The organism is Sphingomonas sp., from assembly GCF_013812825.1.
Classification (GTDB): domain Bacteria; phylum Pseudomonadota; class Alphaproteobacteria; order Sphingomonadales; family Sphingomonadaceae; genus Sphingomicrobium.
Genome location: NZ_JACCSU010000019.1, coordinates 1 through 12,050 on the forward strand (window position 1 = coordinate 1; position 12,050 = coordinate 12,050).

Annotated in this window: 14 protein-coding genes; 4 read left to right on the top strand and 10 right to left on the bottom strand. The window is 61.9% G+C overall.

The features are described from left to right. Positions 1 to 179: 179 nt before the first annotated feature. The 6 genes from H0T81_RS02655 to H0T81_RS02680 all read right to left on the bottom strand — a co-directional run bounded on the left by H0T81_RS02655 (position 180) and on the right by H0T81_RS02680 (position 5,303). Positions 180 to 419: a hypothetical protein gene (locus tag H0T81_RS02655; protein ID WP_294009473.1), complete on the bottom strand. Its 240-nt coding sequence runs from the start codon at positions 417 to 419 to the stop codon at positions 180 to 182. Positions 420 to 1,266: 847 nt separating this feature from the next. After that, positions 1,267 to 1,446, bottom strand: coding sequence for a hypothetical protein (locus H0T81_RS02660; RefSeq protein WP_294009475.1), 180 nt, complete (start codon positions 1,444 to 1,446; stop codon positions 1,267 to 1,269). A gap of 250 nt (positions 1,447 to 1,696) precedes the next feature. Next, a complete protein-coding gene (locus H0T81_RS02665) occupies positions 1,697 to 1,852 on the bottom strand; it encodes a hypothetical protein (protein ID WP_294009477.1) in 156 nt (51 codons plus the stop codon). Positions 1,853 to 2,198: 346 nt separating this feature from the next. Then, complete coding sequence (locus H0T81_RS02670) at positions 2,199 to 3,434, bottom strand: YadA-like family protein (RefSeq protein WP_294009479.1); 1,236 nt, start codon at positions 3,432 to 3,434, stop codon at positions 2,199 to 2,201. Positions 3,435 to 3,676: 242 nt separating this feature from the next. Next, entirely contained in the window at positions 3,677 to 4,084 is a 408-nt protein-coding gene (locus H0T81_RS02675) for a DUF4345 domain-containing protein (RefSeq protein ID WP_294009481.1), read from the bottom strand. Positions 4,085 to 4,391: 307 nt separating this feature from the next. Further along, entirely contained in the window at positions 4,392 to 5,303 is a 912-nt protein-coding gene (locus tag H0T81_RS02680) for an AraC family transcriptional regulator (protein ID WP_294009483.1), read from the bottom strand. Positions 5,304 to 5,551: 248 nt separating this feature from the next. Between H0T81_RS02680 and H0T81_RS02685 the strand changes: the two genes are divergently transcribed. Beyond that, complete coding sequence (locus H0T81_RS02685) at positions 5,552 to 5,743, top strand: hypothetical protein (RefSeq protein WP_294009485.1); 192 nt, start codon at positions 5,552 to 5,554, stop codon at positions 5,741 to 5,743. A 121-nt stretch (positions 5,744 to 5,864) separates the two neighbouring features. Here H0T81_RS02685 and H0T81_RS02690 read toward each other — a convergent pair whose 3' ends face one another. Further along, on the bottom strand, positions 5,865 to 6,452 hold the full coding sequence (locus H0T81_RS02690) for a hypothetical protein (RefSeq protein WP_294009487.1): 588 nt from the start codon (positions 6,450 to 6,452) through the stop codon (positions 5,865 to 5,867). A gap of 1,921 nt (positions 6,453 to 8,373) precedes the next feature. Here H0T81_RS02690 and H0T81_RS02695 point away from each other — a divergent pair. Further along, complete coding sequence (locus tag H0T81_RS02695; protein WP_294009488.1) at positions 8,374 to 8,565, top strand: hypothetical protein; 192 nt, start codon at positions 8,374 to 8,376, stop codon at positions 8,563 to 8,565. A gap of 231 nt (positions 8,566 to 8,796) precedes the next feature. Here H0T81_RS02695 and H0T81_RS02700 read toward each other — a convergent pair whose 3' ends face one another. Then, positions 8,797 to 9,393: an SOS response-associated peptidase family protein gene (locus H0T81_RS02700; protein ID WP_294009490.1), complete on the bottom strand. Its 597-nt coding sequence runs from the start codon at positions 9,391 to 9,393 to the stop codon at positions 8,797 to 8,799. Positions 9,394 to 9,541: 148 nt separating this feature from the next. After that, positions 9,542 to 9,988: an arsenate reductase (glutaredoxin) gene (arsC, locus tag H0T81_RS02705; protein WP_294009492.1), complete on the bottom strand. Its 447-nt coding sequence runs from the start codon at positions 9,986 to 9,988 to the stop codon at positions 9,542 to 9,544. Positions 9,989 to 10,394: 406 nt separating this feature from the next. Here arsC and H0T81_RS02710 point away from each other — a divergent pair, with 406 nt between their 5' ends. Continuing rightward, on the top strand, positions 10,395 to 10,646 hold the full coding sequence (locus H0T81_RS02710; protein ID WP_294009494.1) for an I78 family peptidase inhibitor: 252 nt from the start codon (positions 10,395 to 10,397) through the stop codon (positions 10,644 to 10,646). A 97-nt stretch (positions 10,647 to 10,743) separates the two neighbouring features. Here H0T81_RS02710 and H0T81_RS02715 read toward each other — a convergent pair whose 3' ends face one another. Next, positions 10,744 to 11,379: a hypothetical protein gene (locus tag H0T81_RS02715; RefSeq protein WP_294009496.1), complete on the bottom strand. Its 636-nt coding sequence runs from the start codon at positions 11,377 to 11,379 to the stop codon at positions 10,744 to 10,746. Positions 11,380 to 11,643: 264 nt separating this feature from the next. Here H0T81_RS02715 and H0T81_RS12745 point away from each other — a divergent pair. Then, the coding region (locus H0T81_RS12745; protein WP_366474081.1) for an EF-hand domain-containing protein at positions 11,644 to 12,050 on the top strand (407 nt) is incomplete at its 3' end.

Sequence of the window (12,050 nt, forward strand, 5' to 3'; positions counted from 1 at the left end):
TGAGCCTTCGCTGGAGAGCACCGTCAGGTACCTGGGCGTTAAAGTAGACGATGCTCTGGTGCTGTCGGAGGCGCTGGAACTCAAAAACGTCCGTTTTGGGTGGAAGCGGACTCTGCCGCTGGTGCGAGGTCCAAGCTACTGTGTTAGAGCCACGGCGCGCCGTGGGTTCCGGGAGAGCTTCAGATCCGGTCGCGCAGGCCGCCCACGCCTTCGGCTTCCGCACAGTGCTTGCAGCAGAAGAACGTGCCGCTGCGCTCGAGGCCGTGCCCGACGATGCGTGTGCCGCAATGGGCGCACACTGGGGCGAGCGCGCTTATGGCGCATTCGAAACTGTCGAACACATGCTTCTCCCCATGCATCAGGACGTCAAACGTCTTGTCGTAGTCGTTCCCGCAAGTTTCGCAGATAGGCATGATCATCCCCTCGATGGTTACGCGAGCAGAGGGCCAGCCCGCACGCAGCGACGGGAAAGATTTAAGGCTGGGCGCCACCGGCTCACGTGTGGGTGATAGGTCAGGCAGCTGAATGTCCGCAACGGGTCGAAAGCGGACTTAAGCTGCCACGCGCCTCTCGGTGCCGACAATGCTGAACTCCAACACGTGCGTATCCACTTGCCACTGCACGCGCTCGGTTAACGCGCAATTCATCGACAAAACTGCACGGCTCGTCGACACATCGTAAAAGGGCAGGCAAGTGGCAACGGCGTTCAAGAGAAGTTTCAACTCCACCTCGACCTGCTAACGCGGGGCTTCGCCTTCAATTATCGTCCCCATCAAACGAACCGGTGTCCTGGGTGTGGCAGGTGTCATTGGCATGTCGGCCGTGTAACCGCGGAATGTGCTTTCTGCGGCACTGCGATGCCTCTCGCCGAAAGTGGGTTCGTCGGGAGTACGCGGTTAGGCTCGCATCCCTAGCCCGTCACCAAATTGTTCCGTCGGGCATTATGCGGGGGCAATGTCCACAAAGCACATCGACACGGTGGCCGACCTGGTGAGGTTCGGCGCCAGCGTGAAGATCGAGTGCGCCGGCTGCGGCTTCCAGGACGCTCAACGGGCCCGAAACAGTGAAGGCTTGCGGACCATGAAGTTTGAGGGCGATCGACCGCGTCTCAAGTGCGCCAGATGCGGGGCTAAGGAAGCTCGGCTAATAATCCTACCGCCGCTTTAATGTCTGCTTTGGGTGGAAAGCAGACTCTGCCGCTGGAGTGCGACGGCGACGCTAGTAGTTAGAAGGCGCCCCCGCGCGCAGTTGGGTCCGGGAAGGGCTTTAGAGCCGGTCTCGCAGGCCGCCCACCCCCTCGGCTTCTGCGCAGTGCTTGCAGCAGAAGAACGTGCTGCCGCGCTCAAGGCCGTGGCCGATGATGCGTGTGCCGCAATGGGCGCAGACTGGGGCGAGCGCGCTTATGGCGCATTCGAAGCTGTCGAACACATGCTTGTTGCCATCCATCGAGACTTTAAACGTCTTGTCGTAGTCGTTCCCGCAAGTTTCGCACACAGGCATGATCTCACCTCAATGGTTTACCGGAAGGACAAAGCGGCATAGGTCGCGTCCGACCGGCTTGGCCAGATCGACTGCCAGGAGCACCACACCGCCGTTAGGAGCCCCGCTGTCAGCCGCGTGGGCGCGTTCGAAGGAATCCCTGAGCGGTCCCTCGCGGCTGCTGCTCGCGGCCTTCGCGTCCTCGCCGCGCCCCCGCTCAACTTCCCATCAGCGCGGGGATGATCCACGCCAGCGACATCGCCACGACGATCAGCGCGAGCGAGATGCCGAGGATGTATCTCAAGTGGTGATGCTGCTCGCCGCCGCAGGCTTCGCATTCGGTCAGGTGAACTTCGTCGCCAATCCGTTGCATGGCGCACTTCCCTTTGAATGAGTCGCGACCATACGCCTGCGTGGGCCGCCACGCCAGCGCGGACGCCTCTGTGAGGGTGGCCGATGTCCGACCCCCGAGCGTAGACAGTGGTGGCGGGGCGAGGAGCCTGAGGGCCAGCGAGCCGCGGCCGAAGTGCTCCAGGTGCGGTGCAAAGGAAGCGTGGCTGACGATCCTGCCGCCGGTCTAATGTCTGCTTTGGGTGGAAAGCAGGCATGAGCCACTAGTGTCCGCAATGGGTGGGAAAGCGGACATTAGCCCGGGAGGAATTTGCCGCCGTACGAATTGACGGGCGTCCCCGCGTGGAGACGCCCGTCAATTTGCTTAATTAGAACTCGAAGCCAACGCCGCCGTTTGCCCCGACGTGCTTTTCGCTGTCATAGGTGACGCCCACTTTAAACGTCGTGGTGCCGCCCTGAAGCCGATGCGACGCGCCGATGGCCAACGCCGTCTTGCCACGGTAAGTGCCAACTCCACCAGCGATCATCGTACGGCCCTCACCGGAAGCTTGCGGAAGACCGGCAGCTGCGAGCGCCGAGGCAGTCCCTGCCCGAGCCTCCCGCCCGGTGTCGCGGATGTCAAAAGACAGCCCGTCGAGCCGCGTTGAAAGGGCCGCGTCGGCGCTTGCGCGATTAGCGGTTTCGGCGGCAATCATGGCATTAGTCGCGGTTAATTGGCTAACATTGACCGCATCAGTCCCTGCAACGCCATTGGCAACCCCACTGATTGTGCGGCCGCCGACATTGACCTGGTTGGCAGCCGTAGTCGTCGTATCCGCGCCGAGCGCAACCGAGTTGATGTGGATAGCCTGAGCACCTTGGCCTAGTGCAGTTGAGTTCAGCATGGTCGCCGATGCACCCTGCCCTAGCGCGGTCGAATCGACTCCCGTAGCATTGGTCTGGCGGCCGATGGCGGTCGCTTGGGCGGCCGTCGCCTCGGCGCTATTGCCCAGCGCAGTGGTGTTGTTAGCGGTAGCGTCCGCCTCCCAGCCAATCGCTGTGCTACCCACACCAGTTGCACTAGAATCGCCGCCGATGGAGGTGGCGTGGACTCCCGTAGCCCGAGCCTGACTGCCGATGGCGATGTTGTCGTCGGTCGCGCCTGCGCCGGTCGTGTTCTGGGCCAGCGCGCCGTCACCGATGGCGATCGCGTCGACCCCGTTGGCAACTGCTCCGTCTCCGTCAGCATCGCCGTCGCCGCCGATTGCGATCGCGCCTACTCCGCGCGCTTCAGAATCGCCACCAATGGCAACCCCGGCCCGGTCTGTAGCAAGAGCCCCGAACGAGCCCCCGTCGAGATTGCCGCCTACGGCAATACCGCCCGCTGCGAGCGCGGCGGCCTGGGTCCCAACCACTGTCGTCTGGGTGGCACCGGCTGTTGCGCCCTGGCCGCAGGCGAGACTGCCGGCGCCGGCTGCGGTAGCGCCGTCCGTAGTATCGCCGGCATCAGCGATACCGTTGGCGTTGGTGTCCAGCAGGCAGCGGTCTTGCGCCGAAGCCGGGCTTGCGATCGACAATACGGCAACGGCCGCTGCGGACGCAGCGAGTAAAATTTTGAGTTTCATGGATTTAATCCCCTTGGTGCGCAGCAGAATGCGACGCCTCCCAGATACGACGGGCAGGGGGATACGGATGCACTGCCGTCGGCAATAATAAAAAATGGCGTCAAATAGGCACCGAATTGAGATCCGACCGTCCTTGATTGTCTCAGCCTAGGCATCGCGCTCTGCATGTCCGCTTTGGGTCGAAAGCAGATCTAAGCCGCTAATGTCTGGAATGGGTGGAAAGCGGACATTGCTCCGATCGCTTATGGTTTAGACGCTAAAGCGACCCGCTTCTGCCAAATGAACAACATCGGCACGACCGCAAGTTCCATTACCAAAGCAAACACATGAGGCATCGCCGGCATGTCGTAAACTGCCAGCGCCCAGAGCCGCGAAAGACCTCCGATTGCCACAATCGCAGACAGGGCACTGAAGAGCTCTGACTTTCGTTCGATCTTCGGAATGCATGCGGCGAAGACCATTCCGATTCCAAGAAGCAGCCCGGACAAATAACGAAAGTGGCTGTCGAGTTTTAGATGGGCTCGGGGTATGTCGTTTTCGATCCCTGTCGGTCCAAGCACCACACCGGCGGTGCCTGCTCCTAATGGGACCAAGCAAGCCAAGGCCACTGCCAACTTAAGGAGCCGCCGTTCACTTCGTTTGCTCATCATATCTCAACAGGTCGGCGAGATCTTCAAACGCCCGTGCGATGCACATTAAGCGCCCGTTGGGATCAAGCTAGGCGACGAGGGCACGGGCAGTGCAGGTCCAGCACCAAAGCCGGAGTGAGTTCCGACCGTATTGATTCAATCCCCGCAGCATGCCGCCGTTCCGTCCTCATCCCGGATCCGCGCCCTGCAGCACCAGTGCAGGATTCCGCGGCACGCGAACGCCAGAGAGGGCTTGCGGCGCTTGGCGGAACAGGGCGCCGCCCAATGCTTTATAAGGTGAAATGGTGGCGTGGCCGCGCCGCGAATGTCAGTATGGCTCGGCTGGCGCCTGCACCCGGAACGCCGACGGGTGGACCCCAAACTTCGCTTGAAAGGCTCGCGAGAAATGGCTGCGGCTCACATAGCCGACTGACGCGGCAATCGATTTCACCGGCAAGTCCGAACCTTTGAGCATTCGCGCCGCCGATGCTAGGCGCGCGGTCTGCACGAAGGCTTTCGGGCTGACGTCGTAAGCAAGCGTGAAATGGTGGCTGAAACGCGAACGGCTCATGCCGGCGATCGCGGCCAGGCTGTCGACGGTATGATTATCCTGCGGCCGGTCGAGGATCGCCGCGACGACTCCGGCGAGGCGCGCACCGGTCATCAGCAAAATCGAGGAATCTTTATTGGGCTGGGAACGCAACAGGACGATCAGCACCTGCTTCATCAGTGCGCTGACGAACGCCCGGGTGCCGAGCCGCGGATTGCGCAGCTCCTCGAACATTGTCGTGAACAAGGCCTTCATCAGCGGATCGTCGGAATGCTCGATGATCGGACGCTTCGCTTGATCGAATAAAGGCAAGTCTCCGCCGACGGAGCTCGAAAGCTCCGCGCAGCCGAGAACGAGATCGGGCTCGCCGTCACATGCCCTGAACGTAAGGAGCTCGTCCTGAAGAGTGCAGTCCGCGTTAGCGTCACTTATTCGTTCGACGGGACCTGTCCCGGATAATTTCTTGGCCAGCATCTTCGGGACCACGACGGCGGTCCCTGGCTTGAGCGGAAAACGCCCGTGGCGGCACTCCATGAAACCCTGGCCGCTCAAAACGAAGTGCACGATAACGGGTTTGAACGGCTCGCAGCGCAGGCTGTAGTGCCGCCCAATCTCGCAGACCCCAAAGGCCTCGACGCGGATTTCTACCGCCTCGAGAAACTGATCGATTTTTGACGGCTGCCCGCTCATTCGTGCGAACAGTCAGCTGCGCACGTTCGCGCTCCGTGACTAGGCAACACTGGCATCCTTCCGACCGGCGCAAGCGCATTAGCACGAAGGCAAACGACGGTAATCTATGTTGTTTCCCCACTTCTATGTCCGATTAACCAAGTACAGTTCCTCGTCCTAGGGGCGAGCAGAACAGCACCATATGTTGGGCACTGGAACTGCAGCGACCGCTGGGGGGTGCGGAAGTGGCGGGTTATCGGTTGTTTTTCATGGACCGCTTCAGCGGCCACATCGACCAGGCCCGCGAGTTCGAGGCCGGCGACGATTTGGCTGCCGTTGGCATTGCCGAAGGCTGGCGATCGACCTACCCGATGGAGCTGTGGAGCCTCGACCGGAAGGTGAAGCGGTGGGAGGCACAGCCGATTATCCCGGGCCCTCCTGCCGCTTCGGCGTTCGGCTGAGTTCTCGTTCCTTCGCGACCTATATATTGACCGCCACGTACGGCAGGCCCAACCTTCCGAAGCCGTCAAGCGAAAGGGCCGCCCGGTCGCCCGGACGGCCCTTCATCGAGTGGTTGTGCTTCTAGAAAACCAGCCCGGCGATGATCCGCTCGATCAGCCGAGTGCGCGGGTCAACCACGTAAAGAGTCCCGTTGCGATAGACGTAACGGTCGTCGTCATCGAGATCGTAGAGGTCACGGACGCCGTCCGGGATGTTGTTGTACGGATAATAGCCGAAATTCGTCGGATACCGCTGCCCGACGTTGAACGTCCGGCCGACCTGTCCGGGCGGGATGCATGGCGGATTCTTCTTGGCGAGCCCCGGCGGGCAGTTGGCGCCGCCCCAGCGGTTGGCCATGATCTCCTGGCGATCATCAATGCCGTCGCGGTCGCGGTCGATCCAGCGCTCACGCCAGTCGGGGACGCCGTTGCGGTTGATGTCGACCCGGCGCCGCTCGCGCCAGTCGGCGACGCCGTTGCCGTTGGCGTCGATCAGGCGCTGCTCGCGCCAGTCGGCGACGCCGTTGCGGTTCATGTCGATATGGCCCTTGGCGTTCTTGTGGACCTTGGCGGCTTGGGACTTGCCCTTGCCGGGCTTGGCGTCGGCGGCGGCGGGCGCGCCGAGCGCGAGCATCATGCCGGCACCGGCGAGCAGGAACAGCTTCTTCATGTCAAATTCCTTTCAACTCGGACGAACACGAGGCGCATTGCGCACCTTCCCGTCCGGACGTTTGATGAAACGATTGGTGCATTGGCCCCGTTCCGGGGCCATTCACCCAGACGACAGGTGTTCCCGAATCGTTCCGCCCCGCCTATCGCTTGGCAATGTCCACAAAGCACATCGACACAGCCGCGGACCTGGTAAGCTGTGAGCGCCGTCTGAAGTGCTCCAGGTTCGGCGCTAAGGAAGCGTGGCTGACGATCCTGCCGCCAGTGCGAGAAAAGGCCCGCCTGAGGTTAGTTCAGGCGGGCCTAATCGCTTTCGCGTCGCAGCGGCTCGATGGAGAAGGACAAGCCGCACATTAACAAACGTTCACGTCAGCCTGAGCGTTCCCGCTAAACACTTGCACCTCGCGTAGGCCGGAGGCTCTATTCACGACCGAGTGTAGCCAGCCACAGGCGCTCGCTCGTTTGATCGTGAGTATATAAGCCCGCTCAATCGAGAGCGCGCTCATCTGTTTGCCGAACCGTTTCGTGGTCGCGACTGCTGGTCAGGTGCCGCCAAATTAGTGGCTAGCACCCGGCCCTTATCGTCTGCACTCGCCTCGGTTAATCATGTCCTGAGTGCACTCAGCGACCGAATGAACGTCGCGGGCGGCTCCCTTAACTGTGGCGCACGCCGAAATCGCGATCGAGGCTCCCATCAGTGCCAGAGTTACCAATTTACTGGTCATGTCCTTCTCCTTTGCCGGAGTACAACGCTGCGGCGATGCAACGGCTCCCGGATTGCTAAAATTGCCGAACGAACCTAGGACTGGGAGGACCATCACTTGGCGGCGATGATACACTGACCACATCGCCGCCCGCGCAATCGCGCCTTCCGAAGGACCCCGCACAAGGGCTGGTTCGGGCCCGAGTGCCAGTGCGGCCGGGAGCCAGGCAACGCGCTGCGCGGTGTTCACGGCGCGGGGACAGGCGCAGGGCGAAGTTAGAGCGGTGCTGCCGCCTGTCTAATGTCTGCTTTGGGTGGAAAGCGGACGTTCGAGCCTAGCGGATGACGCGCGCTGGCTGGTCTGCTGCCCCACCCAAGTTCGGACCCGCAGTATTCGAGAGTCAGCTCGTCGTGACTAACGTCATATCGGGCAAAGACATATTGACAGGACTATTCGTCATGCGGCCACTCGTTCGTCGTCTCGCGCAAGAAGCGTCCAGCGGGGTCATGAGGACCCGCTGCCTTGAACCAAACCCGTATATCGTTGCGGTCCGCTGCCTCATCGTTGGCCATTCGGAAGGCGTATTCGCGATGCCACTTTTCCAGACTCCCGACACAGGGCTGCCTCGCCAGCCTCGCTTCGATTTGCTCGACGGTGGCAGTTGGGGGCTTGGTGTCGCTCTCAGAACAAGAACTGAGGATGGTGGTCACTAGGACTAAGATTGTGTGGGACCGCATGGCTCGAGAATATGCCACGAATGGCGGAGCGCGCACTGTCCGCAATGGGTCGAAAGCGGACACTAGCTCAGTGCCAGCGAAACCCCGACGCGGAGGTGCTTCGGCCCAGTGCGGGCGCCGCCCCAAGGGAAAGGCACGCCAAAAGGACACGCCTGGAAGCCGCCCCCGCGGCGGGGCAGCAATGTCAGCGATGGGGGAAGCGGACGTCAGGGCTCAGGCCATTCTACTGATCCGCCCATTCTACTGGAGAGAAGCGCGTAGCCGGTGGCCCGGCTGTCCGGTCTTGGGTGCGGTGGGGGAGCCTCACCGCTCCGTCTAGACGCCGCTTCCGGAAGCAAGCGGGCGCCCAACAGCCAACTAAATGTCTGGTGCCGGACTCGGAGTATCTGTGGAAAGGGTTTATCCACAGGCATCGCTGCGTATCGTAGGAGCGAGTCGGCGACTGAGAGACGTAAGGGCTCCCGCTCTCGTGGGGGTGTCGATGTCTCAGGACGATGCGAGCTACTACCGGCAACGCGCCGTCGACCATCGCGCGATGGCCTTGGCCGCGGACCGCCGGAACGTCCGCGAAATTCACGAGGAGCTTGCACACCAATACGACGCACTGGTGGAACGAGCGGACCTGCGGTCGGCGCTGCGCATTAAGGTGCCGAATGCGAAAGCTCATAGGTGAAACCGGCACAACAGCCCGCCGATTCGCTGCCGCCGGCGTAAACCAAAGTTTGTTTCCGCAACTCGCAAGAGCATCGCGCGCTCATCTGCCGTGACCAAACGAAACCAGCCTGAATGGGAGGCTCAGAGGCGCGCCCGCGTGGAGCGTCTCAGCCGCCACATCGGCAGTTTCTGAGGAAAACAGAGAGCCTAACGAGGCTTCGAAGGAATAGCGCCTCGCCGCTTCCATAGCTTAGGTAGCGAACTGCACCATCCGCTCATCTGGGAAGGGGCGCGCCAGCGCGCAGGCGTCTACTCGTTCACTGTCCAGCCAAACGCCGAAGCTGCTGGGATCGAGGATAACCGGCATCGCGTTTGGATGAACGGCCCCAACGACCCTGTTGGGCTCGCAGGTGAGGAAGGCCATCAATGAGCCGCTGTCCGCCGGCCGCCACACGCCTGCGAAGGCGAAGACGGGCTGGTCGGGCTGCGCGAACCAAACCTTCGATTTGCGGCCGGTGACTTGATCGGGCTCCGCAGTCCATTCGCAAAAGCGCGTCACCGGGATCAAGCACCGCCACCTTGGATTGTGCAGCGAGGAGCGCCAGAAGGGGCTCTCGAGGTTCCGAACATTGGTCACGGGCTGAGATCCGTCCGCTGCTGGACCGGGAAGCCCCCAGGTCATCATCTCGAGCTTTAGCCTGGCCTTCTCACTCCGCCTTAGGACCGGGGCTTGGTAGCCGGGATAGATGTTGTCGAACGGCGGATGGTTGCTTGTCTCGCCTTCAAATGGGCCGAACACTCGCCGCATCTCGTCGACCGTGGCGGTCATCGAGTAGAGGTTGCACATGAGCGCCCTTTAGCGCGCTGAGCCAGGTCCGGAAAGGTCGAAAGCAGTTGAGCCGCTAATGTCCGCAATGGGTGGAAAGCGGACATTAGCAACTTAGTAGCGCGGTACCGAGCGCTTCGCGCGGCAATCCGCCTCGACAGGGAGTAGCTCATGGTGCGACCAACGTTTCCTCACCGCTGACTACGACCTCGCCATCTTCCTTAACAAAATCACTTAGCTGAGGGGGGAGCAGCTCCAAAACAGCCTCGGATGGTCGGCACAGCCGCACGCCGCGTGGGCTTGCAACAATTGGCCGGTTGATCAGGATTGGGTGCTCAATCATCGCGTCGAGCAAGGCATCGTCGCTTAGGCCCTCGTCTGCCAGACCAAGGTCAGCGTAAGGCGTGCCCTTCTCGCGCACTACTGATCTAACGGAGACACCCATGCGCTCAATCAGGTTCACAAGCATCGCTCGGCTCGGCGGCGTCTTCAAATAATCAATGACATGAGGCTCCACGCCGGCGTTACGGATCAAGCCAAGTGTGTTTCGTGAGGTGCCGCACGCAGGGTTGTGGTAGATGATTACATCGACCGTAAGCTCGGTTTTTTGTGACATCAGAGACTCCTCAGCAGCAGGGAGCGAGTTCCGCGACAAGTGGGGCGGACCGATCAACGAATGCGCAAGTGATCTGGTGCCGCGGCATCTCGTTTGGTGCCGTTCCGACGCAATGTGCGGATGACGAGTTGCCGCAGAGCTCATCTGCCCGCTGCAGGTATGTTGGCGGGAGACATAAGCGGGTTAATGTCCGGAATGGGTGGAAAGCGGACATTCCCCAGCGCGGCGCAAGTTGCCAAGCTTCTTCAGCGCTCGAGGCCGATGCTGCGGTCGGCACTTTGTCCTGGGAGCCGGCTGACCTACGCGAGGAGAGATGGTAAGCTCAGTATGAGGTCGGCGTTTTACGGAGTAGTCGATGCTTAGGTGGCCTGTTTTGCTTCCGCTTTTGGCTGTAAGCTGCAGTACAATGACCGCCGAAGACCCAGAGCCACCGGTCCGGGGCGAAACGCCGGGCTACAGCTGCCGTGACGAGGGTCTGGACCGCTTCGTTGGTCGCCAAGCCAGCCAGGAAGTCGGCGCTGAGCTACTCAGCTTATCGGGGGCGAGGACGCTGCGATGGCTGCCCAAGGGCACTATTACCACGATGGAATATCGTGCCGATCGGCTGAAGGTCTGGTTGGACTCGCAGAACAGCATCGAGCGGGTGAATTGCGGCTAGCGGCATATTGTCTCCCGACCAAGGTGCTCCTGATCAGGAAATGATTCTGATCGTGCGAGACCCATCCGCGGCGAGTGAGAAGGCCGGATTATGGCGCTCACTTGCCTCCGATCGTTTGACTGAGCGCGAGGGTGTAGGCGCGGCCCGTCCATAGATAAGTGCGGAAGCGCCGGACGCCGCTCGGTCCGACCCTCCAGTCCCATCCGAGCGTCCGATCAGCTGAATGTCCCCGGCCGAAATCGTCGGGCGCCACGCCGCCCGGCCCTTTCTTCGTGGAGGGCGGGGCCATGAGCGGTGGACCCGGTGCGCGGCCCCGACATGAACCCTTGCGCACGATGGGCATCTTGCGCGCGGCAAGCGGCTTTTTGAGGGTGTGTCGGCCGTCAGAAATCCAACGCCACTGCCCCTTCTCCTGCTGCCACACGGTTGTAAAAAAGCCGCTTTGCCGGCCATCGGCGGTCGTCCACGGACCTGTGTTAACGGCCGTGCGGCCGTCGCAGGATACGTAACTGGCGTTCGGTGACCAACGAATCGCCGTCCGTGGATCCTTTCTGCCTTTGAGAAAATCGCGCGCCCAAATCGCTCGCGGCGTGAACATAACCGCGTCGGGGTCTGCGTAAGCGCGGGACGCTGTCCACTGACCCTTACGTTGTGCATCGCGGCTGAACGCGCGCTCAGCGTCGACGGCGGTCGGCGTTGCAGCGCCAACGGTCGCGAGAATCAATATGAGCATTATTGGCCTTCCGGATTTTCGAAGCCGGCACACGGTGCGCGGCGACGATCATATTGGACGAGGAAAGCACACATGGTCGAACGGGCATTGCAGGAGACTGAATGTCCGCACTGGGTCGAAAGCGGACATGAGCTTTCGTGCCATCATGGCCCTACTCAGGCCCACTGCAGCACAAACAGCCAAACAGACCTCTTCAAGCGCGTTCAAGCGCGATACAGCCAAAGGCCGTTAGAAGCGTCCCCATCATTCGCAGTGGAGATACGCATGAAGACTTTTCTGTTCGGCGGCGTCGCAGCCGTTGCTCTCGCCGCCGTCGCCCCGGCCGTCGCCCAGGTGCCTGCCGCCGGCGCAGCCAAGGTCCAGAGCCGCGCGGATGTCGCGGCCAAGGTCCAGCGAAAGTTCGCGCGCCTCGACGCAAACCGTGACGGTGCGATCACCCAGGCGGAGGTTCAGGCGCTCCGCGGCCAGCGCGTCGCCAAGCGTGCGCAGCGCGCCCAGCGCCGAGATCCCGGCCAGCGCTTCGCCCGACTGGATACGAACAGCGACGGGCAGGTGACCCGCGCCGAGTTCGACGCCCTTGCCGCCGCACGGACCCAGCGCCGCGCCGCTGCTGGCAAGGCCGTCGCCAGCCGCCCGCAGGCCGGTGAGCGGCTGTTCGCCCGACTCGACAC

Coding starts and splice junctions, on each gene's coding strand:
- H0T81_RS02680 (WP_294009483.1), bottom strand. CDS start 5,303: ATGAGCGGGCAGCCGTCAAAAATCGATCAGTTTCTCGAGGCGGTAGAA.
- H0T81_RS02685 (WP_294009485.1), top strand. CDS start 5,552: ATGGACCGCTTCAGCGGCCACATCGACCAGGCCCGCGAGTTCGAGGCC.
- H0T81_RS02715 (WP_294009496.1), bottom strand. CDS start 11,379: ATGCTCATATTGATTCTCGCGACCGTTGGCGCTGCAACGCCGACCGCC.
- H0T81_RS02660 (WP_294009475.1), bottom strand. CDS start 1,446: ATGGATGGCAACAAGCATGTGTTCGACAGCTTCGAATGCGCCATAAGC.
- H0T81_RS02700 (WP_294009490.1), bottom strand. CDS start 9,393: ATGTGCAACCTCTACTCGATGACCGCCACGGTCGACGAGATGCGGCGA.
- H0T81_RS02675 (WP_294009481.1), bottom strand. CDS start 4,084: ATGATGAGCAAACGAAGTGAACGGCGGCTCCTTAAGTTGGCAGTGGCC.
- H0T81_RS02665 (WP_294009477.1), bottom strand. CDS start 1,852: ATGCAACGGATTGGCGACGAAGTTCACCTGACCGAATGCGAAGCCTGC.
- H0T81_RS02670 (WP_294009479.1), bottom strand. CDS start 3,434: ATGAAACTCAAAATTTTACTCGCTGCGTCCGCAGCGGCCGTTGCCGTA.
- arsC (WP_294009492.1), bottom strand. CDS start 9,988: ATGTCACAAAAAACCGAGCTTACGGTCGATGTAATCATCTACCACAAC.
- H0T81_RS02655 (WP_294009473.1), bottom strand. CDS start 419: ATGATCATGCCTATCTGCGAAACTTGCGGGAACGACTACGACAAGACG.
- H0T81_RS02695 (WP_294009488.1), top strand. CDS start 8,374: ATGTCTCAGGACGATGCGAGCTACTACCGGCAACGCGCCGTCGACCAT.
- H0T81_RS02690 (WP_294009487.1), bottom strand. CDS start 6,452: ATGAAGAAGCTGTTCCTGCTCGCCGGTGCCGGCATGATGCTCGCGCTC.
- H0T81_RS02710 (WP_294009494.1), top strand. CDS start 10,395: ATGACCGCCGAAGACCCAGAGCCACCGGTCCGGGGCGAAACGCCGGGC.